The 21,606-nt window shown below is 44.4% G+C and carries 20 protein-coding genes; 3 read left to right on the forward strand and 17 right to left on the reverse strand.

Annotated elements, in window-relative coordinates; translation table 11 throughout:
• Window positions 1-23 precede the first annotated feature (23 nt).
• From EKC99_RS03220 to EKC99_RS03245, 6 genes are all read right to left on the reverse strand, one after another.
• Window positions 24-746 (reverse strand): DUF2268 domain-containing putative Zn-dependent protease, encoded by a 723-nt coding sequence (locus EKC99_RS03220; RefSeq protein WP_163150496.1) that lies wholly within the window; start codon window positions 744-746, stop codon window positions 24-26.
• Between the two features lie 70 nt (window positions 747-816).
• Window positions 817-2,058, reverse strand: a complete 1,242-nt coding sequence (gene fabF, locus EKC99_RS03225) for a beta-ketoacyl-ACP synthase II (protein WP_163150498.1) — start codon at window positions 2,056-2,058, stop codon at window positions 817-819.
• A 33-nt stretch (window positions 2,059-2,091) separates the two neighbouring features.
• Window positions 2,092-3,024, reverse strand: coding sequence for a beta-ketoacyl-ACP synthase III (locus EKC99_RS03230; protein WP_163150500.1), 933 nt, complete (start codon window positions 3,022-3,024; stop codon window positions 2,092-2,094).
• A 348-nt stretch (window positions 3,025-3,372) separates the two neighbouring features.
• On the reverse strand, window positions 3,373-3,888 hold the full coding sequence (locus EKC99_RS03235; RefSeq protein WP_035046128.1) for a type II toxin-antitoxin system PemK/MazF family toxin: 516 nt from the start codon (window positions 3,886-3,888) through the stop codon (window positions 3,373-3,375).
• A 14-nt stretch (window positions 3,889-3,902) separates the two neighbouring features.
• The gene (locus EKC99_RS03240; protein WP_483296090.1) at window positions 3,903-4,862 is read right to left on the reverse strand and encodes a BMP family ABC transporter substrate-binding protein; all 960 of its coding nucleotides are present in this window, start codon (window positions 4,860-4,862) and stop codon (window positions 3,903-3,905) included.
• An 84-nt stretch (window positions 4,863-4,946) separates the two neighbouring features.
• Window positions 4,947-5,648, reverse strand: coding sequence for an alpha/beta fold hydrolase (locus EKC99_RS03245; RefSeq protein ID WP_163150504.1), 702 nt, complete (start codon window positions 5,646-5,648; stop codon window positions 4,947-4,949).
• Between the two features lie 138 nt (window positions 5,649-5,786).
• Between EKC99_RS03245 and EKC99_RS03250 the strand changes: the two genes are divergently transcribed.
• Window positions 5,787-5,966, forward strand: a complete 180-nt coding sequence (locus EKC99_RS03250) for a YjzD family protein (protein ID WP_009362195.1) — start codon at window positions 5,787-5,789, stop codon at window positions 5,964-5,966.
• 25 nt (window positions 5,967-5,991) lie between these two features.
• Here EKC99_RS03250 and clpB read toward each other — a convergent pair whose 3' ends face one another.
• The 9 genes from clpB to argC form a co-directional block, all read right to left on the reverse strand.
• On the reverse strand, window positions 5,992-8,574 hold the full coding sequence (gene clpB, locus EKC99_RS03255) for an ATP-dependent chaperone ClpB (protein ID WP_163150506.1): 2,583 nt from the start codon (window positions 8,572-8,574) through the stop codon (window positions 5,992-5,994).
• 85 nt (window positions 8,575-8,659) lie between these two features.
• Entirely contained in the window at window positions 8,660-8,839 is a 180-nt protein-coding gene (locus tag EKC99_RS03260; protein WP_003395421.1) for a YjzC family protein, read from the reverse strand.
• 89 nt (window positions 8,840-8,928) lie between these two features.
• On the reverse strand, window positions 8,929-9,873 hold the full coding sequence (gene argF / locus EKC99_RS03265; protein WP_205597788.1) for an ornithine carbamoyltransferase: 945 nt from the start codon (window positions 9,871-9,873) through the stop codon (window positions 8,929-8,931).
• The gene (locus tag EKC99_RS03270; RefSeq protein ID WP_163150508.1) at window positions 9,870-12,974 is read right to left on the reverse strand and encodes a carbamoyl-phosphate synthase (glutamine-hydrolyzing) large subunit; all 3,105 of its coding nucleotides are present in this window, start codon (window positions 12,972-12,974) and stop codon (window positions 9,870-9,872) included. The genes argF and EKC99_RS03270 overlap by 4 nt, the downstream gene beginning before the upstream one ends.
• Window positions 12,967-14,034, reverse strand: a complete 1,068-nt coding sequence (locus EKC99_RS03275; RefSeq protein ID WP_163150510.1) for a carbamoyl phosphate synthase small subunit — start codon at window positions 14,032-14,034, stop codon at window positions 12,967-12,969. The genes EKC99_RS03270 and EKC99_RS03275 overlap by 8 nt, the downstream gene beginning before the upstream one ends.
• Window positions 14,035-14,083: 49 nt before the next feature.
• On the reverse strand, window positions 14,084-15,241 hold the full coding sequence (locus EKC99_RS03280) for an acetylornithine transaminase (RefSeq protein WP_009362200.1): 1,158 nt from the start codon (window positions 15,239-15,241) through the stop codon (window positions 14,084-14,086).
• Window positions 15,238-16,029, reverse strand: coding sequence for an acetylglutamate kinase (gene argB, locus EKC99_RS03285; protein WP_205597789.1), 792 nt, complete (start codon window positions 16,027-16,029; stop codon window positions 15,238-15,240). The genes EKC99_RS03280 and argB overlap by 4 nt, the downstream gene beginning before the upstream one ends.
• Entirely contained in the window at window positions 16,010-17,236 is a 1,227-nt protein-coding gene (gene argJ, locus EKC99_RS03290) for a bifunctional ornithine acetyltransferase/N-acetylglutamate synthase (RefSeq protein WP_035064931.1), read from the reverse strand. Before argJ ends, argB begins: the two co-directional genes overlap by 20 nt.
• A gap of 14 nt (window positions 17,237-17,250) precedes the next feature.
• Window positions 17,251-18,276, reverse strand: a complete 1,026-nt coding sequence (gene argC, locus EKC99_RS03295) for an N-acetyl-gamma-glutamyl-phosphate reductase (RefSeq protein WP_163150514.1) — start codon at window positions 18,274-18,276, stop codon at window positions 17,251-17,253.
• A gap of 175 nt (window positions 18,277-18,451) precedes the next feature.
• Here argC and EKC99_RS03300 point away from each other — a divergent pair, with 175 nt between their 5' ends.
• Window positions 18,452-19,135 carry a Crp/Fnr family transcriptional regulator gene (locus EKC99_RS03300; RefSeq protein WP_163150516.1) on the forward strand — a complete coding sequence of 228 codons (684 nt, stop codon included), beginning with the start codon at window positions 18,452-18,454 and terminating at the stop codon, window positions 19,133-19,135.
• Window positions 19,136-19,153: 18 nt separating this feature from the next.
• On the opposite strand, the gene EKC99_RS03305 is transcribed toward EKC99_RS03300, so the two are convergent.
• Both EKC99_RS03305 and EKC99_RS03310 read right to left on the reverse strand, forming a co-directional pair.
• Window positions 19,154-19,861: a YwiC-like family protein gene (locus tag EKC99_RS03305; protein ID WP_163150585.1), complete on the reverse strand. Its 708-nt coding sequence runs from the start codon at window positions 19,859-19,861 to the stop codon at window positions 19,154-19,156.
• Between the two features lie 70 nt (window positions 19,862-19,931).
• On the reverse strand, window positions 19,932-20,687 hold the full coding sequence (locus EKC99_RS03310; protein WP_163150518.1) for an alpha/beta fold hydrolase: 756 nt from the start codon (window positions 20,685-20,687) through the stop codon (window positions 19,932-19,934).
• Window positions 20,688-20,795: 108 nt separating this feature from the next.
• Here EKC99_RS03310 and EKC99_RS03315 point away from each other — a divergent pair, with 108 nt between their 5' ends.
• Window positions 20,796-21,602 (forward strand): Cof-type HAD-IIB family hydrolase, encoded by an 807-nt coding sequence (locus EKC99_RS03315; protein WP_163150520.1) that lies wholly within the window; start codon window positions 20,796-20,798, stop codon window positions 21,600-21,602.
• Window positions 21,603-21,606 lie beyond the last annotated feature (4 nt).

A 21,606-nucleotide genomic window follows, 5' to 3' on the forward strand; every position in this document is an offset into this window, starting at 1 on the left:
TGAACAAGCATGCAAACGATGCGTTACATAAAAAAAATTTCTTCTGATTTCATTGAAAGTAGCTCCATCATCGTCTTTTTTTCTAGCGCTCGCTTGACGACCATATATCCGACCGCATAACCAAGCATGCGCGGATAAAATGCTGAACCGTATAAAAGCGCGCGGTAACGAGCATCGTCTGGCCGAGTAGAGAGGTTTGGAATCATCCATTTTTTCATCCATTGCTTTAGTTGTTCTTCTGTATAATATGTCGTCCATGTTGCGACATATTCGCTTCCGAGTCGCTCCTTCACCGCATGTTCTGCTAATCCTTCCATCACGATGCGATCAAGAAGCGTATAGTCGCGCTCGTCTTTCGGATCAGCATGTAAACGACAAACGTGGTTATATTCGTGAATAAGCAGGGCATAAATATGTTCGTTCGATACGTGAGGAAGCAAAAATAAAAATAGTTGATCGCGAAAAGCGACGCCTGATTTTCCACCAAATTCATGTTGTAGAGAACGGTTTGTGGCATCAGCAGGGAAAATAAATACAGGCACATCTGGGCCATCCCACTCTTTTTGGAGTTCTGTGAACTTTTTGGCGACAAACGCCCATACGTTTTTTTCTGCGAGCTGTTTCATCGTATCATGTTGGTTGCGCCGAGCCATGCCGTGCGCAAATAAATGGCGTTGCACATCTTCTTTTATTTTTTTTCGCCATCGATCATCGACAAACCAATCTTTCGTATTTACCACTCCCATGACACTCCTCCTTTCGTTATCGCATTGTACGATAAACGAAAGGAAAATGTGAAAAAGGATGAGGCGAACCTCATCCTTCATATTTTTTGAAAATAATCGTTGCATTATGTCCACCAAAGCCGAGCGAGTTGCTTAATACCGCACGCACATGTTGTTTGCGTGCCACGTTCGGCACGTAATCTAAGTCGCATTCTGGATCTGGTGTTTCGTAATTAATCGTTGGCGGAATGACGCCGTCGTGAATCGATAAAATAGAGAAAATCGCTTCAACAGCACCTGCTGCGCCAAGCAAATGTCCCGTCATCGATTTCGTCGAGCTGACAGCTAGTTTGTATGCGTGTTCGCCAAATACTTCTTTAATCGCCATCGTTTCATATTTATCGTTATACTCTGTGCTCGTGCCGTGCGCGTTAATGTAATCGATGTCCTCTGGTTGCATATTTGCATCATGAAGCGCTTGACGCATCGCACGCACACCGCCTTCTCCGCCAGGTGCTGGAGCGGTAATATGATACGCATCGCCTGTCGCACCGTAGCCCACAATTTCAGCATAAATGCGCGCACCTCGTTTTAACGCATGTTCTAGTTCTTCTAAAATAATAATGCCAGCCCCTTCGCCCATAATAAATCCGTCGCGATGTTGATCAAATGGACGGCACGCTGTTTTTGGGTCCGGATTAAACGAGAGCGCTTTCGCTGCGCTAAATCCGGCAAATGCCATATGTGTAATTGGCGCTTCTGTTCCGCCTGTAATCATCACATCGGCATCGCCACGCTCAATGACTTTAAACGCATCGCCAATCGAGTTCGTTCCTGTCGCACAAGCGGTGACCGTACATGAGTTTATTCCTTTTGCCCCAAGCATAATCGACACTTGCCCGGCCGCCATATCCGGAATCATCATCGGAACGAAAAACGGGCTGACGCGACGATATCCTTTTTCTAAAAACGTTTTCAGCTGTTCTTCGTACGTTTCCATCCCGCCGATACCTGAACCGATCCATACGCCGACGCGCGCAGCGTTATCCTCCGTAATTTGTAAATTTGCATCTTTTACTGCCATCATGGAAGCGGCGACCGCATATTGCGTAAATCGATCCATTTTGCGCGCTTCTTTTTTATCGATAAATTGTTCCACTTGAAAATCTTTTACTTCCGCTGCTACTTTCGCAGGAAAATCGTCCGCGTTTAACCGTGTGAGCGGACCGATGCCGGATTGTCCAGCAACGATGTTTTTCCATGTCGTTTCAACATCATTTCCTAACGGTGTGACAGCCCCTAATCCCGTGACGACGACTCGTCTTTTTTTCACCACTCATCACTCCTTTGTTTCATCATACCATCGTTATTTGCCCCAGCGCAATGCAATAGCGCCCCACGTTAATCCACCGCCAAAGCCAACCATAATGATAAGGTCATCATCTTGAATGCGTCCGGCTTCCACTTCTTCTACAAGTGAAATCGGAATGGAAGCAGCGGATGTATTTCCGTATTTATTCACTGTAATCGACATACGATCAACAGGAAGTTCGAGCCGTTCGCGTGCCGCCTCCATAATGCGAATGTTCGCCTGATGCGGAATTAAAAAATCGACGTCCGCTTTCGTCAATCCTGCTTTTTCTAATACGCGAATGCATGACTCGCCCATTTGGCGCACCGCAAACTTAAACACTTCCCGTCCGTTCATGACTACATAATCGTCTTGATATAAATATTTTCCGCCTGTACCGTCTGCTCCAAGTTCAAACGATACGATGCCGCGTCCTTCTGAAACTTCTCCCATCACGACAGCTCCTGCGCCGTCTCCAAACAACACCGCCGTATTTCGATCGCTCCAATCGACGATTTTTGATAATTTCTCTACACCAACGACAAGCACGTATTTGTACGTATTCGTTTCAATAAATTGTTTCGCGGTTACCATCGCATACATAAACCCTGCACATGCCGCGCTTACGTCAAGCGCCGCTGCATGCACCGCTCCAAGCTTTTCTTGCAACATACATGCGACAGATGGAAAAGCGCGATCCGGCGTCACCGTCGCCACTAAAATGAGATCAATTTGTTCAGGAGAAATGCCCGCATCATCAAGAGCGCGCTTTGCTGCGATATAACCCATATCGGACGTATCCATATCATTTGAGGCAATGCGCCGCTCTTCAATCCCTGTGCGCGTCCGAATCCATTCATCTGACGTATCCATTCGTTGTTCTAATTCTTTATTCGTCACAATACGTTTCGGCAAATATCGTCCAATTCCAATAATTCCTGCACTCACGGAAATATCGTCTCCTTTTATTATCAAACTTTATTACTTGGTACTAATTTTACTTTCTTTTTTCATTTCATGCAATAAAAAAATGCGGGCTTATTTTCAAGCCCGCATGCGTCATCATATACGCAGCGTTAAACTGCGGATTGCGTAATGTATATATAGTATATGCACATTCGTTAAATATTTGCATAAGCATTTTTTCATAATGGGGGAATAAAAAACGAGAGACAACCGAACTAGGCTGTCTCTCGGAATGCGTAATGATACACGTAACAAACCGTTACGAACATGTAATGTATTCTCATTATAATGGTTTTGTAACATGTATGTCAAGTTTTCATCTATGTACAATTACTTTCTCAAAGCAGGGGAAGTAGTATAAAGTCGTTTAATCTCTGTTAAAATTTTATCCATGTCTTTATTTGAGACTGTTGCAAAATCTCCTCTTTTACGCAATGGGCGATCGATTCGATCTTTTGAAATGACACGGAAATGTTCCACTAAAGCGGTGTTGTTTAACCCTTCTAAATCAATATGATACCAAAATCCATCATTCAGCCTTTGCGTCGTTAAAGGAACGACCGCACATAACGGAGAATTTTTTTCTGAGCGAATAATTAAAACAGGACGATGCTTGTCTTCTTCATGTCCAACATTGACTCCTAAGTGCGCCCAGTAAATTCGACGATATAGAATGGGGAAATTATGCTTTTTGTTTTTTTCTTTATAGCGCAATTGAGCTTTTTTCAACATCCATTCCACATATTGCAAAGCCTCTTCTTCTTGCTGGTCGTTATTTATCCCATCTAACACCTCAAAAAGTTGGATAAAGAAACCATCAATTTTCTTTTTTAATTCCTCTTTCATTCACACCCTCCCCCCTACTCATTCGGCAATTTTCCTGTTGCTTTATATCGTTTAATTGCTTTTGTTATTTTTTGTTGGAAAGGCTTATCGACAAGCGGGCTAAACGTTCCGAGTTCGACGACACCGTCTTGAAAATCAACATATGTCGTTCCAGACGTTAATTCCCCATCGATAAATTTTTTCGCAACAAGTTCATATAGCGCATCGACATGTTGGACGGTGCTCGTTAGTACCGTTCGTTCCCCTAAATCTGCTTGATCCGTTACGTAACCAATCGCATAAAGACCGTGCTCTTTCATTTTTTCAATCACTGGTACGCTAAATTTATCGCCGGCCGGATATACGACATCCACCCCTTCAGCAATCATTCGTTCGGCAATGGCTATGGCCGTATCGATGTCATCCCAACTTTGTACATATTGTACGTCGACGTGAGCATTTCCGTTCTCATATAACACCCCTTCGAAAAAGCCGTCCACTTCCGGCTGCCATTCAAATGCGGCAATGACGCCAATTTTGTTCGTTTTCGTCATATGCCCCGCTACCATGCCGCCAAAAAACCCCATCGCATGCCCAGCGAAATTGAAGCTCGTTACATTTTTCTTTTTCGCCTCTCCGTTAAAAAACACAAAATGAATATTCGGATATTGATCTGCGATCTCATCGAAATACTCCCCATACTCGCTTCCATGACCAAAAATTAAGGTGACGCCTTTTTGGTGAAATTGTTTTACCGCATGTGCCGCCGCTGCTTTTGAATTTACCCCTTCGCGATAAAACACTTGCGCATCAAACTTCGCTTGAATGCGAAGCAATCCTTTATACCCTTTCGTTCCCCACACTTGATCATCAATCGTATCCGAAACGAGCAAACCGACTTTTTGTACATTCCCCGATGATAATTGGGCAGGAGCGCAAGCAGATAAAATAAAAAGTAGTGCAAAAATGAAATATGTATATCGCCACATCAACATGCAACACTCCTTTTTCCGTCTCATTTTTTATTTTACTTGCTTTCTTTCTTATCGGTAAAGAAAAAATCCCCATGTGTATGGGGACTATACGTCGTTATATTGTTCATAAAACGCGTGAACGGCTTGCGCAAACGTATATGTTTTTTCAGGCAAATGATATGAAACAGGGACGCCAAACGCTTGTGCATACGCTCTTGCATGAATCGTTGGAGGATATGGATTCACTCCTGACACTTGCCAAATTTTCATCGGTACGGTTGGAGCATAAAGCGGAGGGAGATCCAATTCCTCTTCTGTTGTTCCGTACGCTTGCTTTAATTGACGCATGAACCGTTTATAAAAAAATTTATGCTCTTTTTCATATTGCAGTTGTGCCTGTAAGTGCAAACAAGGATTTAATAGCGCAATCGCACGTATTTGATCGCGTAAATCGTTCATCAACTGCAAGGCGACAAGCGCCCCCATTCCTTCTGCTAACACATAAATGCGCTCATTTAAAATTTCCGTTTTTAACACATAATAAATAAGCTGTTTGGCTAGTTTGACCGCTTTTTGACTTCCCCAATTGGCGCCGTACAAATGTGAGTAAAAAATCGTATAGCCATGTTGTAATAAATCGTTTAACAACTTGTTTTTCCCAATATGTTGCATCCATAAGCTCGTTTTGTCATCGACGAAGTGGGATACGTCTCCTAAAAGAAGTAAGGCAAATCCGTTTGGTCGGTCTGGGACATGAATCACACACCATTGCTCGCTGAATTGGAAAAATCGTTGCTTCTCTGTCATAATCGTCCACCTTAAGCACATCATTGTACAATATATCGTATGCGATTTTCTTTTTCGTGTACTAGGCGTTGCAATTTTTCGTTTTCGTCTCTTCACCATTTATGTTAAGATAAAAAAGAGTGTAAAGGAGGGAATGGCATGCGTATTTTTTGGACGTTTTTCTGGACGTTTTTATTAGTAAACATGGTGACATACGTCGTGAGCTCGATGATCGGCGTGGCGTACCATTTCGAAACAGGCACAACATTAGCAGTCGTTGCAACCGTTCTCATTTTATTGATTGCACAACTCATTCCGAACGAACCTGTGCATCATTAAGAAAGGATAAACGGCATACGTCCGTTTATCCTTTTTTTACGACCAATTCGTCTCCTTCGATATCAATCGTGACGGTGTCGTAGTCTCCAATACGTCCCGCAATGATTTCACGCGCAAGCTTCGTTTCAATATGTTTTTGAATAAACCGTTTGAGCGGGCGAGCGCCGTACACATGGTCAAACCCATGTGTCGCAATGTACGTCTTCGCTTCGTCCGTTAACGTAATCGTCATATGTCGTTCCGCAAGTCGCTCCTCTAATTGTTTCATAAACTTATCCACAATGCTTTTCACTTCGCGTGCGGTTAACGGTTTAAATAGTACAATGTCGTCTACTCGGTTTAAAAACTCTGGTCTAAAATGCGCCCGCAATTGTTTCAACACTTGTTCGCGCGCTTCTTCGCTTATGTCTCCATGCGCATCGACCGCTTCTAACAACGTATGCGAGCCAATATTTGACGTCATAATGACGACTGTATTTTTAAAATCGACCGTTCTTCCTTGCGAATCCGTCATGCGACCGTCGTCTAACATTTGTAGTAAAATGTTAAACACTTCCGGATGCGCTTTTTCGATTTCATCAAGCAAAATGACCGCATACGGCTTTCTGCGCACCGCCTCCGTCAACTGTCCCCCTTCTTCGTAGCCAACATATCCTGGAGGCGCGCCGATTAAACGAGAAACTGCATGTTTTTCCATATATTCTGACATGTCGATGCGAATCATTTGTTCTTCGCTATCGAAAAGCGCTTCCGCTAACGCCTTCGCCAATTCTGTTTTTCCGACACCTGTCGGACCGAGGAAAAGAAATGAACCGATCGGACGATTTGGATCTTTCATGCCAGCGCGTGCGCGCAACACCGCATCGCTCACGAATTGTACCGCCTCATCTTGTCCGATGACGCGCTCATGTAAAATGTCCGTTAAGCGCAACAACTTTTCGCGTTCGCCTTCAACAAGTTTTGTCACCGGAATGCCCGTCCATTTTGACACGATTGTCGCGATTTCTTCCTCCGTTACTTCTTCGCGCAACAACCGTCGCTCTTTTTCTGTTTCTTCTAGCTGTTTTAATTGTTTTTCAAGTTGCGGAATGCGTCCGTGGCGCAATTCTGCCGCTTTATTTAAATCGTAATTGTTTTCCGCTTCTTCTAACTCGCGCTTCGCTTTTTCTAACTGCTCACGCAACGCACGCACTTGTTGAATCGCTTCTTTTTCTTTTTCCCATTGCGCTTTCATCGCATTTGCTTTTTCACGCAAATTCGCGAGCTCTTGCGATAACGATTGCAAGCGCTGTTTGCTCGCTTCATCTTGCTCTTTTTTCAACGCCGCTTCTTCAATTTCAAGCTGCATCATTTTTCGCATCACTTCATCTAACTCTGTCGGCATCGAATCGATTTCCGTTCGAATCATCGCACACGCTTCGTCAACGAGGTCAATTGCTTTATCCGGCAAAAAGCGATCAGAAATGTAACGATCCGACAACGTCGCCGCCGCAACGAGCGCGCCGTCATGAATGTTCACGCCGTGATGAATTTCAAATCGCTCTTTTAAGCCGCGCAAAATCGAAATCGTATCTTCTACCGTCGGCTCTTCCACGAGCACTTGTTGGAAACGGCGTTCGAGCGCAGGGTCTTTTTCAATATATTGACGATATTCATCAAGCGTCGTTGCTCCAATACAATGCAATTCTCCGCGCGCAAGCATCGGTTTTAACATATTCCCAGCATCAAGCGCCCCATCCGTCCGTCCCGCACCGACGATCGTATGCAGTTCATCAATAAATAAAATGATGCGCCCTTCGCTTTTCTTTACTTCATTTAATACCGCTTTTAACCGTTCCTCAAACTCTCCGCGAAACTTTGCCCCTGCAATAAGCGCACTCATATCTAACGCAAAAATCGTTTTATCTTTTAACCCCTCTGGCACGTCTTTACGCACGATACGTTGGGCAAGCCCTTCAACGATCGCCGTTTTTCCAACGCCCGGCTCTCCAATTAAAACCGGATTGTTTTTCGTCTTGCGCGATAAAATGCGAATGACGCGGCGAATTTCGCTATCGCGGCCGATGACTGGATCAATTTTTCCTGCTTTCACTTCCGCTACTAAATCGCGACCGTATTTTTGCAGTGCTTCATATGTCGCTTCCGGATTTGGACTCACCACGCGTTGATTCCCCCTTATGTCCATAATCGTTTGTAATAGTTTCTCTCGCTCAATTCGATAGCGCGACAATATATGTTTCGCTTCTTTGTCGTCAATGAGCGCAAGCAACAAGTGCTCAACGGATATATATTCATCTTTCATTTGTTTCGCTTCTTGTTCCGCTCGAACAAGCCATTGTTGCAAACGGCTCGTGACATATATTTTTCCGGCCTCCGAACTAGAAATGACTTGCGGTTTTTTGTTGAGCTGTTTGTTCCATTCATCTAACAAACGGGAAACGGGAATAGACATTTTTTCATAAATGCGCCTTGCAAGCCCATCTTCTTGTTGTAAAAGCGCGACACAAACGTGTTCAACGTCCACTTCCTGATGCTGCTTCTCTACTGCTAACGATTGCGCTTGCATGAACGCCTCTTGCACTTTTTCCGTCATTTGTTGCATATTCATCGCGCTCACCCCTTTGACTTTGACTTTTTTTGACCTTTATCTATTACGTATTATAACGAGAAAGCCACCCTTATGCAAGGATGGCTTACGGTTTTGGAAAGTACGTCCATATCCGATTATGATTCGACGTTTCAGGGAAACGGTCACCTGCTTTTAGTTTTAATTTTTTCGGATTTTTCACTTGATCTCCTGTCTCGCCAATTTCAATATATATCCCGTTGTTTGGCGCTTTTTGTCCGGGGCGAAAATGTCGACTTTGTCCCATCCGTATCCCTCCTCATCGTCTGATCATTTCATAATATGTCCGTTTTGTTTCAAAACGATGATGAGAAATAACGGATCGATATCCAAATGCTACAGCAACGAAACGAGCAATGCTTTTTGTGCATGAAGGCGGTTTCCAGCTTGTTGGAAAATGTACGAACGCACGCCATCAATCACACCTTCTGTCACTTCTTCGCCGCGGTGAGCAGGCAAGCAATGTAAAAACATAAAATCGCTTTTCGCTTGTTGAACGAGCGTTTCATTTACTTGAAACGGCGCGAAGATGTGCATCCGTTCGTCCGCTTCCGCCTCTTGCCCCATGCTTGCCCATACGTCTGTGTATACAACGTCTGCATCGACAATCGCTTCATACGGATCGTTTGTTACAACGATCGTTGCACCGCTTTCGCTTGCAATGTTTTTCGTTTCGTTGACAACCGCTTCTTTCGGCTCATATCCTTTCGGTGAAGCGACCGCACAATGCATGCCGACTTTTGCCGCCGCAAGCATTAACGCATGCGCCATATTGTTTCCGTCGCCGATGTAGGCAAGCTTTAGCCCTTGAAGTTTTCCTTTCACTTCATAAATCGTTAATAAATCAGCAAGCGCTTGGCACGGATGGTCATCATCCGTTAACCCATTAATGACAGGAATCGTTGCATAATGAGCAAGCTCCTCTACTTTTTCATGCTCGAATGTGCGAATCATAATCCCATCCACATATTCCGATAATACGCGCGCCGTATCCGCAATCGTTTCTCCACGTCCAATTTGCAAATCGCGGCTACTTAAATGGAGCGCATGCCCCCCTAATTGAACCATGCCAACTTCAAATGAGACGCGCGTTCTCGTTGACGGCTTTTCAAAAATCATCGCGAGCGTTTTGCCACTTAGCGGCGTGTATCGTTCGCCGTTTTGTTGCTTTTCTTTTAATTCAAGCCCCAAATGAAGCAAATACTCAATTTCTTCCTTCGAATAGTCCGCTAACGTTAAAAAATCTTTTCCTTTTAACTGAATCGTTGCTGTCATATTCATTTTCTCACCACTTCACGTAAATTTTTTAACCAATCTTGAATGGAACAAACGGAAAAATGTTTTGTCGACCACGCTTGGAAAAACAAATGCGCGGTTTCTTCTTCCGTCAATACGAGCACATGTCGAGCGAGCGCTTGTTTTCTTCGCCATGCACTTTGTTCATCACGCATGAAACTAACAAATGCGAGCGCTTCTTTTTTCGCCACCCATTGTTCGAACGGTTCATCTGTGACGATCGTTATCCCTTGTTGTTTCGCTTGCTCGCTCAACGCTTTCGCCTCGTCTCGTGCATCAACATATATTTCATACGCTTCTTTTTTCTTTACGATATATGGATAAAATGCTTTATATGCCGCTTCTTGCACCGTTTTTGCGATGCTAATCCCTTCTCCAGTGGATTTCATTTCCGGACCGACAAGCGGATCGACACCCGGCAATTTATGTGTCGAAAACACGGGATACTTTAAGACAACATACGGAATAGAAACCGATTGTTTGACGTCTTCCGACAAATATTTCCCAAGCAATACGTTTGTTGCGAGTTGAACCATCGGCACACCTGTCACTTTACTTACGATTGGAACGGTGCGGCTTGCGCGCGGATTGACTTCTAATACATACACATCCCCATCTCGCACAATAAACTGTACGTTCATTAGTCCTTTAAAATGAAGCTTATTTGTGATCCGCTTCGTATAATCGATCATTTTCGCTTTTTCTTCTTCCGTAAACAATTGAGCAGGCAACCATGCATAACTATCACCGGAATGGACTCCTGTTTTTTCGACATGTTCAATGATTGTCGGAACGAACACATCACGTCCGTCACAAATCGCATCAAGTTCCCCTTCTTTTGCGCGCACATATTCATCGATTAACACCGGATACACCATTTCTTGTTTTATAAGTGAAGCAAGCTGTTGTTCATCATAAACGATATGCATTCCACGTCCGCCAATGACATACGATGGACGAAGCAAAAGCGGATAACCGATATGTTTCACTTTTTCCATTAATTCCGCTTCGTCGTTTGCCGTCGTTCCTTTCACATGTGGAATGTCAAGCGACTGAAGAAGCGCATAAAAACGTTCCCGATCTTCTAGTTGGTCAATGATCTCGCTATTCATGCCAACGATTGACACGCCGTACGATTCAAGCTTGTTCGCTAAGTTAATGGCCGTTTGGCCGCCAAACTGCACGATGACCGCTTCGACGTTTTCCGCTTCCACGACATTTAACACATCTTCTACCGTGAGTGGCTCAAAATATAAACGATCGGCCACTGTAAAGTCGGTGCTGACGGTTTCTGGGTTATTGTTCATTAAAATGGCTTCATATCCTGCTTGCTGCAAAGCGTACACGCAATGAACAGAGCTATAATCAAATTCAACCCCTTGCCCAATGCGAATCGGACCTGAGCCGAGAATAAGCATTTTCGGCTGATCGCTTGTCTGTATTTCACTTTCGCCAAAATATGTCGAATAATAATACGATGTTTTAGCTGAAAATTCAGCTGCGCACGTATCGACCATTTTATAGGCTGGAACAATGCCGTATGCTTTTCTTTTTTGACGCACATCTTTTTCATCAACGTTCCATATATAAGCTAAATACGCATCAGAAAATCCTTTTTCTTTTAGCATGCGAAACGTTTGTTCATCAATTGAATGAAGCGTCGTTTCTTTTGCTTGTTGTTCAAGTGCGATGAGCTGAGCGAAACGAGTTAAAAAATATAAGTCGATTTTCGTCCATTCATATATTTGTTCTGTCGCTATACCGCGGCGGAGCAGCTCGAGTATCGCGAAAAAACGGCGATCGTCTCCCGCTTTGACGATGTCTACTAACACCTTTGTCGACTGTTTCGCAAGCGCTGGTGAATATAAACCGATATGATCTAGCTCAAGCGAATGGAGCGCCTTTTGTAACGCTCGCTCGAAATTACGGTCGATCGCCATCACTTCTCCTGTCGCTTTCATTTGCGTGCCGAGACGACGATCGGCAAACGGAAATTTGTCAAACGGAAAGCGCGGGAATTTCACGACGACATAATCGAGTGCAGGTTCAAAGCTCGCATACGTATGTCCTGTCACTGGATTCACTAGTTCCGAAAGCGTATAACCGACCGCTAATTTTGCCGCCATTCTCGCAATCGGATAACCCGTCGCTTTGGATGCGAGGGCAGAGGAGCGGCTCACGCGCGGATTCACTTCAATTAAATAATACTTTTTACTTTTTGGATCGAGCGCAAATTGAATGTTGCATCCTCCGACAACACCGAGCGCCGAAATAATTTTAATGGCCGCTGAACGCAACATATGATATTCGACATCCGTCAACGTTTGCGACGGCGCAACGACGATCGAGTCGCCCGTATGAATGCCGACCGGATCGATATTTTCCATATTACAAATCGTAATGCACGTATTCGTATGGTCGCGCATCACTTCATACTCAATTTCTTTAAATCCCGCGACACTCCGTTCCACTAAACATTGTGTAATCGGGCTTTCTTGCAATCCTTTTGTGACGATGTCGACAAGCTCCTCCATCGTCTGTGCGATGCCACCACCTGTTCCCCCGAGCGTATATGCCGGGCGAACGATGATCGGAAACCCGATTTGTTTTGCAAATTGTACCGCTTCTTCAACTGTCGTCACAATTTCGCTTTCTGGCACCGGCTCGTTTAATTCATACATTAACGCCCGAAACGCTTCACGGTCTTCGCCGCGTTGAATAGATTCAATCGGTGTACCGAGCAAGCGGACGTTATACTTTTGTAAAATGCCTTGTTCATGTAAAGCGAACGCTAAATTGAGTCCCGTCTGTCCACCAAGCGTCGCTAATAGCCCATCGGGTCGCTCTTTTGCGATAATTTTTTCCATGCTTTCTACCGTCAGCGGCTCAAAATATACTGCATCCGCATGTACTTCATCCGTCATAATTGTCGCTGGATTGTTGTTTGCTAAAATGACGCGATATCCTTCTTCTTTTAATGCTAAGCAACCTTGCGTTCCCGAATAGTCAAACTCTGCCGCTTGCCCGATGACGATCGGACCAGAACCGATCACAAGAATCGAACGAAGCGTTGAATCTTTAGGCATATACTTTCTCCTTTCTCGCTGCTTTCATCATGTCAACAAATTCAGCAAAAATAAATTGCGTATCGTTTGGTCCAGGATGCGCTTCCGGATGATATTGCACGCATAAAATCGGCTTCGTTTCATGGGCGACCCCTTCCACCGAACCGTCATTGACGTTAATAAAACGAACGGAAAGCGGCGTATGGGCTAAACTTTCCGCCTTCACAACATAGCCGTGGTTTTGCGAAGTCATAAACACTTTTTTCTTTTTCGCATCATATACTGGTTGATTCGCTCCGCGATGCCCAAACGGCAATTTTTCCGTATCCCCGCCGTAAGCGAGCGAAACGAGCTGATGCCCAAGACAAATCGCAAGCGTTGGATACCGTTCGATCACCGCTAAAATATTTGGCAAATAACGGGACAATTGTTTCGGGTCTCCCGGTCCGTTCGATAACAATACTCCGTCTGGATCCAGTTGTTCGACCGTCTGTAACGTCGTATCGTACGGAACGACCGTGACGCGACATCCGTACGCCATTAACGAATGAACGATCGATTTTTTATATCCGAAATCAAACAAAACAACGTGCATATGACCGTTTCCGTACGTTTGGATGTCCGCTGTGCTCACAAGCGGCACGGGCGCTTGTTCTTCCACTTGTACGACCGCCTCCCGACTCGCTGAAATGACAGCAGGCATCGCCCCGTGTTCACGAATTTGTTTCACAACCGCTCGCGTATCGACATGTGTAAGAAGCGGAACGTTCCATTTTTGCAAATATTGTTTTAAACTGTACGTCGCTTCGTAATGAAACCCCGTCTCCTCCGCCTCGTAAACGATCACTGCCTTCACATGCGGCTGTTTGCTTTCAAAATCGACTTCGTTAATCCCATAGTTTCCAATAAGAGGATACGTAAATACGATGATTTGATTTTTGTACGACGGATCTGTTAACACTTCTTGATACCCTGTCATTCCTGTAAAAAAGACGACTTCTCCCGCAATATCTCCCGTCCATGCCGTTTCCAATTTCCCGACAAACGTTTTGCCGTTTTGCAAATGTAAATACGCCTCCATGTTCACACCCCAAACGAATGTTTATTAAACAAAAAGAATTTTTATTCATTTATACGTATAAAAAATCGCGTTCATACGACGTTAACGCTTCTTGTAATATATGAATCGCTTCGTCAAGCTCCTCTTTCGTCACGATGAGCGGTGGCAATAAACGAATGACGTTCGGCCCCGCTGCTAAAGCAAGAAGCCCACGCTCATGAATATGCGGCAATATATTCGCAACTGGTTCACTGCATGCGATGCCAATCATGAGCCCTAAACCGCGCACCTCTTGCACCATTTGAACACCTTTTAGCTGTTCGGCTAATTTTTGTTTAAAATATGCCCCTTTTTCTCGTACTTCCTGTAAAAATGACGGTTGTGTCACAACGTGAAGCGTCGCTTTCGCCGCCGCCATCGCCAAAGCGTTTCCGCCGAACGTTGATCCGTGCACTCCGGCGCTAAACGTCGGTACGACATGTTTCTTTCCGATCATCGCCCCGACAGGAAAACCGCTTCCTAATCCTTTTGCGACGGTAATGATATCAGGGGAAAGATCGAACTGCTCATACGCAAACAACGTTCCTGTTCGACCGATGCCCGTTTGCACTTCATCGACGATCAACAATGCTCCGTACGTTTCGCAAAGCTGTTCGGCTGCCTGTAAAAATGACTTTTCTCCGACAACCACACCGCCTTCGCCTTGCACGACTTCAACCATGACAGCTGCCACCGTTTCATCCATTTCTCGTTGTAGCGCAGCGATATCATTAAACGGCACGTACGTAAACGTCGGCACCAACGGGCCAAAGCCGTCGTGAATTTTCGCTTGCCCGGTCGCTGACATCGTCGCAAACGTTCGGCCGTGAAACGACTGTTCGCACGTAATGATTTTAGAACGTCCCGTATGTTTGCGCGCGAGCTTGATCGCCGCCTCGTTCGCTTCCGCACCGCTATTGCAAAAAAACACCGCATCGCCAACGGAATGTTGCACAAGAAGAGAAGCGACTTCTTCTTGAATGGGGAGATGAAATAAATTAGACACGTGCCATACTTCGTTTAGCTGCGCCTCAAGCGCCTGCTGTACAGCCGGATGGCGATGGCCGAGATTACATACCGCAATGCCTGCGACAAAATCGAGATATTGTGTTCCGTCTATTGCAATCAGTTTCGTCCCTTCCGCTTCGGCAACCGTAATCGGAAACCGTTGATACGTTGGAAAAATCATACGTACACCTCTTTCTTCATCATCGTTCCGTGCCACGTTCCTTCTTTATAAAATGGAACTTTTCCGCTTACAATAGCGACTTCGTTGACCGAGTTGAGCGCACGAAGAGCAGCTTTCACTTTCGGAATCATTCCTCCTGAAATCGTTCCATTTGCGATCATCGCTTCAATCATATGAGCGGTTGCTTCTTTGACAACTTCTCCGTCGTTTAAAATGCCTGCGACGTCTGTCACAAAAACGAGTTTGTCAGCCGAAAGCGCCTGTGCAATCGCCGCCGCCGCTGTATCTGCGTTAATGTTATACGTCTGGCCATGCTCATCCATTCCGATCGGTGCGATAACAGGAACGTATCCTTGACGCAGCAACGTATGGACGAGATTCGCATGAACGTGTACGACTTCTCCTACATAACCGAGCGTCTGCACGTCGATTGGTTTCGCTTGTAACAAGCGATCATCCACACCGGACAAACCAACAGCACGAATATCGTTTGCTTGCAACAGCGAGACGAGCGTTTTGTTCACTTTTCCGTTTAACACCATTTCGACAACGTCTAGCACGTCTTTTGTCGTTTTTCGCAATCCGTTTACAAATTCAGACGGAATGTGAAGCGCATGTAGCAACTGTCCAATATCCGGTCCTCCGCCATGCACGATGACAACATCAAGACCACTGTTTCTTAATTGTTGCACGCTCGTAAAAAACGATGGGGATAACTCATGAAGCACGCTGCCGCCGCATTTGATCACAATCACATGAATCCCCTCCTTACGTGCGATAGCTTGCATTAATTTTAATGTAGTCGTACGTTAAATCACAGCCCCACGCCACTCCTTCTCCATTGCCGACATGCAAATCGACTGTAATCACCACGACATCTTCCATTAAAGCGGCTTTCGCTTCTTCTTCCGAAAACGGCACCGGTTGACTTTGTTTTAACATTTGAATCGATCCGATCCATACGTCGACGCAATCTGGGTTTATCCATGCTCCGCTATGTCCAACCGCTCCAATAATGCGACCCCAGTTTGCATCCGCTCCGTATACCGCTGTTTTCACTAAGTTGGAACCGACAATATGTTTCGCTGCCCATTTTGCTTCTTCGTCCGTTCGCGCTCCTTTGACGCGCGCTTCAATTAATTTCGTAGCCCCTTCTCCATCGCGAGCAATTTGTTTCGCTAAATGTTCGCACGTTTGACGGAGCGCTTCATAAAAGTTCGCCCAATCTGGATGTTGCGGGGAAAGCGGCTCGTTGCCTGCTAATCCGCTCGCCATGACGATGACCATATCGTTCGTTGACGTTTCTCCATCGACTGTAATTTGATTAAATGACACGTTCGTAATGGAACGAAGCGCATCTTGCAACACGTCTGATGGGACGTTTGCATCCGTCGTAATAAAAGCAAGCATCGTCGCCATATTTGGATGAATCATTCCCGATCCTTTTGCCGCTCCTGCGACCGTCACGACTTGACCGTCTATGACCGTTTCATAACACGTTTTTTTCATGACGAGATCCGTTGTTAAAATCGCTGTTTGAAAATCAACCGCTCCATCTAATTGTGCCGTCGGTTTCAATTTCGGAATGCCCGCACGAATATTTTCCATCGGTAAACATTCACCGATCACTCCTGTCGATGCAACAGCAACGAGATGTTCTGGAAGCCCAAACACTTCCGCGCACAACTTTCGCATTTCGTATGCGTCTTTTAATCCTTGTTCCCCTGTACATGCGTTCGCATATGCACTATTGACAATGACTGCTTGAAGCTTTTGTTCGACCGCAATGCTTTGTTTCGTCACTTGAAGCGGTGCCGCTTGAAACACGTTTTGCGTATAAACGGCCGCACACGATGCCGGCACGTCGCAAACGATCACCCCTAAATCTTTTTTCGTATAGCGTAACCCTGCATGCACACCAGCAGCTTGAAATCCTTTTGGCGTGACAATTGTTCCATCTGCGACATATTTCACTTTTTCTTCGATCAACTTCATCTTCTCCACCCCATTTACGGATACATCGGCATCGATGTTAATCCGGTTTGTTCCTCTAATCCAAGCATGACATTAGCGTTTTGAACGGCTTGCCCCGCCGCCCCTTTCACTAAGTTGTCGATTACGCTCACAACCGTGATGCGATTCGTTCGTTCATCGTAACTGACTCCAATATCGCAATAGTTTGAACCGTACACGTCTTTCGTGCATGGGAAAGATCCTGCTTCCCGCACGCGCACGAACGGACAATGTTTATACGTTTCTTTATATAACTCTATGATTCTATCAAGCGATACGATGCATGCTGCTTCGGCATATATCGTCGCCATAATGCCGCGCGTCATCGGGATTAAATGCGTGCTAAACGTCATCGGCCCCATTTGTTCGTTCCAATCACGTAACATTTGTTCAATTTCTGGAATATGTTGATGTGTATTCACTTTATATATTTTTACGTTTTCATTCGTTTCCGCAAAATGAACGCCAAGCGATACTCCACGTCCTGCACCCGATACACCTGATTTCGCATCAACGATGACAGAATGAGGCACGATCCACTTTTGAATGACAAGCGGCGCTAATCCGAGCAACGTCGCTGTCGGATAACAGCCGGGATTGGCGATTAAACTAGCGTTTGCAATGCGCTCGCGATTCCATTCCGTTAAACCGTATACCGCCTGTTTGAGCACTTCTTCGTTTGGCGGCGTTTTTTTATACCACTTCGCATATACGCTTCCATCGCGCAAACGAAAGTCTCCAGATAAATCAATGACTTTATGTCCCGCCGCAAGCAATTTTGGCGTCCATTCGCTCGATACGCCGGGTGGCGTCGCTAAAAAAACAAGCTCGCCTTCGATATCGTCGCTTCGAATATCGCGCAAGACGAAACGCTCCTCCATATGCGGATACACGTCATGCAGCGAAACACCTGCTTGTGAAGATGAATGAACAGAAGCGACGCGCATGTGCGGATGATGTTGCAATAAGCGAATGAGCTCAATGCCCCCATAGCCTGTCGCTCCGATAATGGAGACTTTCATGAAATAGCTCCCCACTTTCTGTATATTGTTATAAATTTAGTTATCATTATAATACTGCATAAAAATAAAATCAAATGTATATTTAAATATTTTTTCATTTTTCTCATTCATTTATTGACCGAATATGTATTTTTCTTTTTAATGGAAGTAGACAATAATTAAAGGTGGTTAGTGTATGACAATTCAACCGATCTCCTTATCCGATCTTCTTTCCCTTCCTCACCATATGATTGATATGCAAAAAGGAGAATATATATTTCGCGAAGGAGATGCGGCAAACGAGCTATATGTTGTATGTGAAGGGAAAGTGCAATTAAGCAAAACGACGGAGGAGGGGCGCGAACTATTGCTTCGCATTTGTGAACAAGGCGATGCGTTTGGGGAGGTCGTTCCGTTTCAATTGACGTGCATCTGTACGGTAAGTGCAAAAATGATGGAAGGAGGAACGTTAGCTGTCATTCACAAACAGCAACTTGAAGAAAAGCTGTTGACGGATCATGCGTTTTCGTTACAGTTTATGCAATGGGTTCGTTTGCAATTGCAACGAATGCAAACGAAAATACGTGATTTAATTTTGCACGGAAAAAAAGGAGCGCTGTATTCGACGCTTATTCGCTTAGCGAACAGCTACGGTGTCGAAACAGAAGACGGCATTTTCATTGATATGCCAATGACCAATCAAGAGCTCGCCAATTTTTGCGGCAGCGCACGTGAAGTCGTCAGCCGTCTGCTAAAAGAATTAAAAGAACTCGGCATCATTTCTGTCGAAAAAGGAAAAATCACGATTCACGATGTGCAATTTTTAAAAGATGAAATTCGCTGTGAAGGCTGTCCGATTGATATATGCAACATGAAATAAGCCGACACATTTGTCGGCTTAATAAACGATCATAATGACGAGCGCAAAATAAACAGCATTTACAATTTCATAAATCCCTACTTTTTTAATCGACATCGCTTTTCCATAAAAATAAATCGCTCGCACAACACTTGGTACATATGCAAGAGCAAGCCAACCGTTTCCCATTGCCACACATGCGACAATGATGATCGTATGAAACAACCATGATGCCCACTTATAGCGTGGGTTATTTTTTTCGCGAATCATCGTTTTGACGTAAAATGTACTTCCAATGAAAAATAACATAGAGGCGATAAATAAAAACCACGCTTTTTCATCGATGTTCCCTGTACCGATGTAATAACTTCCAAGCCCACCGATCGAAAAGTTTATAATTGCAGCGACATCATTTGTAAACGAGCGCTCTTTTTTCTTTTTCGCAAAATACATATTTACGATAAAAAACGGAATCATGGCTAAACCGAAATACATGAGCGTTGGCTTGTAAGCAATCGGAATGGCAACAAACACGCCCGCAAGCGATGCATACAAAATAAACCATTTTTTATGACGAGCGTTCGCTTGCTTTTTCATCATTAACATCCATATATATGTCGCTAAATAAAGAAAAAACCATGCGCTAAAGAGCGGCAAATGAAGCCACGTCGCTTGGCCGATATCGATTCCGAATAAAAATGGAATAAGTAACATCGCCCAAGCGCCATGTTGTTTTGGAATAACCATCATTATCCCTCCTTCTTCTTCGATTGTACCATCCTCCTTCTTTTTTCTTTGTGACGTCTGTCACATTTTTTTATAAATGTGTGACAAACCATTGAACCGTTTGTAAAAACGCCTCGCGCGTCACTTTATGTCCCGCATGTTCATCGATAAGCATCATAAGCGGCTCATGAAACGGCTCAATTTGTTTGTAAAAGGCGTATGTATAATCAAACGGAACGACATCATCTTGTTTTCCGTGCCAAATGAAAAGCGGACGGCCGTTTAATTTTTCAGGTTGCAATGATAAATCGTACGTCATTAACGTGTTGCGCAACGTTTCAATTTGTTCATTCGAAAGCGGCAACGTCATCCCTTTTCGCTCAGCAAATTGCAACTGCAAATCGAAAAACGTTTGATAGCACGGGCTGCCCATAAGCGAGCCAGCGACGCGAATCCAATCATATTGCGTTAACGCACCAAACGTCACGATGCCCCCCATCGATGTACCAACGACACCGATGCGATGAGGATCGACAAGTTTTCGCTCGACTAGTTCATTTTTTATCTCTTCTAGTTCACGAATGGTCGTTAACACAATGTCCCAAAACGACAAATGCAATTCATTGTCAGAAAGCGGATTTGGCCGTTCCCCATGATAAAGCGCATCCGGCAACACGACGCGATATCCAGCTTCGGCAAGCAAATAGCCGAAATGAAGATTATGTTCTTTTGCGCTTGTAAATCCATGAATAAAAATGATAAGTGGGCGCATATGATGTTTATCATCTTCTTTCACTACATGCAAACACGGAACGTTTGCGATCGACTCACGAATAATGGATATCATGTTCTCATCTCCCATTTTATGTTTTAACATTATCTTACCATATAGACAAATATTTTGGAAAAACGATACACTAATAACGAATGATTTTAACGAAAAGGGGAACAAACGATGGACCAACATTTAATTGCAATTGATTTAGACGGTACGTTATTAAAAGATAATAAAACAATTTCTGATCGTACATATGACGTCATTCAAAAGGCAAAACAAGCGGGACATATCGTCGTCATTGCGACAGGACGACCGTATCGCGCAAGCAAAATGTATTATGAACAATTACAATTAACGACGCCGATCGTCAATTTTAACGGAGCATTCGTTCATCATCCGAAAGACGACAGCTGGGGAATGTACCATACGCCGCTTCAGTTAGAAACGGTGAAAGAAATTGTGGAAGTAAGCCGAAAATACAACGTGCGCAACATTTTAGCAGAAGTGATGGACGATGTATATTTTCACGAACATGACGAACAGTTGCTTGATTTGTTTAATTTAGGAAACCCAAATGTATATATCGGAAACTTGCGTGACATTTTACGCAAAGATCCGACGAGCATTTTAATTTTATCTGATGAACAAAACGTTGGACGCATTCGCACATATTTATCAGAGGTGCATGCGAACGTCATCGACCATCGCAGTTGGACAGACCCTTGGCATGTCATTGAAATCGTCCGAACCGGCATTCATAAAGCGGTCGGTCTTGAAAAAATTGCTTCTTTCTACGGCATTCCACGCGAACGCGTCATCGCTTTCGGCGATGAAGACAACGATATCGAGATGTTAAAATGGGCAGGTGTAGGCGTGGCCATGGGCAATGCGATTGAACCGTTAAAAGCGATCGCAGACGATGTAACAAAAACAAATGAAGAAGATGGCGTCGCTATGTATTTGCAATCGTTATTAAAGTTATAAAAAA

It is taken from the genome of Anoxybacillus sp. MB8 (assembly GCF_011006755.1).
In the GTDB taxonomy this organism is placed as follows: domain Bacteria; phylum Bacillota; class Bacilli; order Bacillales; family Anoxybacillaceae; genus Anoxybacillus; species Anoxybacillus gonensis.

Coding starts and splice junctions, on each gene's coding strand:
- EKC99_RS03270 (WP_163150508.1), bottom strand. CDS start 12,974: ATGCCTAAAGATTCAACGCTTCGTTCGATTCTTGTGATCGGTTCTGGT.
- EKC99_RS03250 (WP_009362195.1), top strand. CDS start 5,787: ATGCGTATTTTTTGGACGTTTTTCTGGACGTTTTTATTAGTAAACATG.
- EKC99_RS03245 (WP_163150504.1), bottom strand. CDS start 5,648: ATGACAGAGAAGCAACGATTTTTCCAATTCAGCGAGCAATGGTGTGTG.
- argB (WP_205597789.1), bottom strand. CDS start 16,029: ATGCAAGCTATCGCACGTAAGGAGGGGATTCATGTGATTGTGATCAAA.
- EKC99_RS03280 (WP_009362200.1), bottom strand. CDS start 15,241: ATGATTTTTCCAACGTATCAACGGTTTCCGATTACGGTTGCCGAAGCG.
- EKC99_RS03315 (WP_163150520.1), top strand. CDS start 20,796: ATGGACCAACATTTAATTGCAATTGATTTAGACGGTACGTTATTAAAA.
- EKC99_RS03300 (WP_163150516.1), top strand. CDS start 18,452: ATGACAATTCAACCGATCTCCTTATCCGATCTTCTTTCCCTTCCTCAC.
- argC (WP_163150514.1), bottom strand. CDS start 18,276: ATGAAAGTCTCCATTATCGGAGCGACAGGCTATGGGGGCATTGAGCTC.
- EKC99_RS03240 (WP_483296090.1), bottom strand. CDS start 4,862: ATGTTGATGTGGCGATATACATATTTCATTTTTGCACTACTTTTTATT.
- argJ (WP_035064931.1), bottom strand. CDS start 17,236: ATGAAGTTGATCGAAGAAAAAGTGAAATATGTCGCAGATGGAACAATT.
- EKC99_RS03235 (WP_035046128.1), bottom strand. CDS start 3,888: ATGAAAGAGGAATTAAAAAAGAAAATTGATGGTTTCTTTATCCAACTT.
- EKC99_RS03220 (WP_163150496.1), bottom strand. CDS start 746: ATGGGAGTGGTAAATACGAAAGATTGGTTTGTCGATGATCGATGGCGA.
- EKC99_RS03305 (WP_163150585.1), bottom strand. CDS start 19,861: ATGGTTATTCCAAAACAACATGGCGCTTGGGCGATGTTACTTATTCCA.
- EKC99_RS03260 (WP_003395421.1), bottom strand. CDS start 8,839: ATGGGACAAAGTCGACATTTTCGCCCCGGACAAAAAGCGCCAAACAAC.
- clpB (WP_163150506.1), bottom strand. CDS start 8,574: ATGAATATGCAACAAATGACGGAAAAAGTGCAAGAGGCGTTCATGCAA.
- EKC99_RS03310 (WP_163150518.1), bottom strand. CDS start 20,687: ATGATATCCATTATTCGTGAGTCGATCGCAAACGTTCCGTGTTTGCAT.
- EKC99_RS03275 (WP_163150510.1), bottom strand. CDS start 14,034: ATGGAGGCGTATTTACATTTGCAAAACGGCAAAACGTTTGTCGGGAAA.
- argF (WP_205597788.1), bottom strand. CDS start 9,873: ATGAATATGACAGCAACGATTCAGTTAAAAGGAAAAGATTTTTTAACG.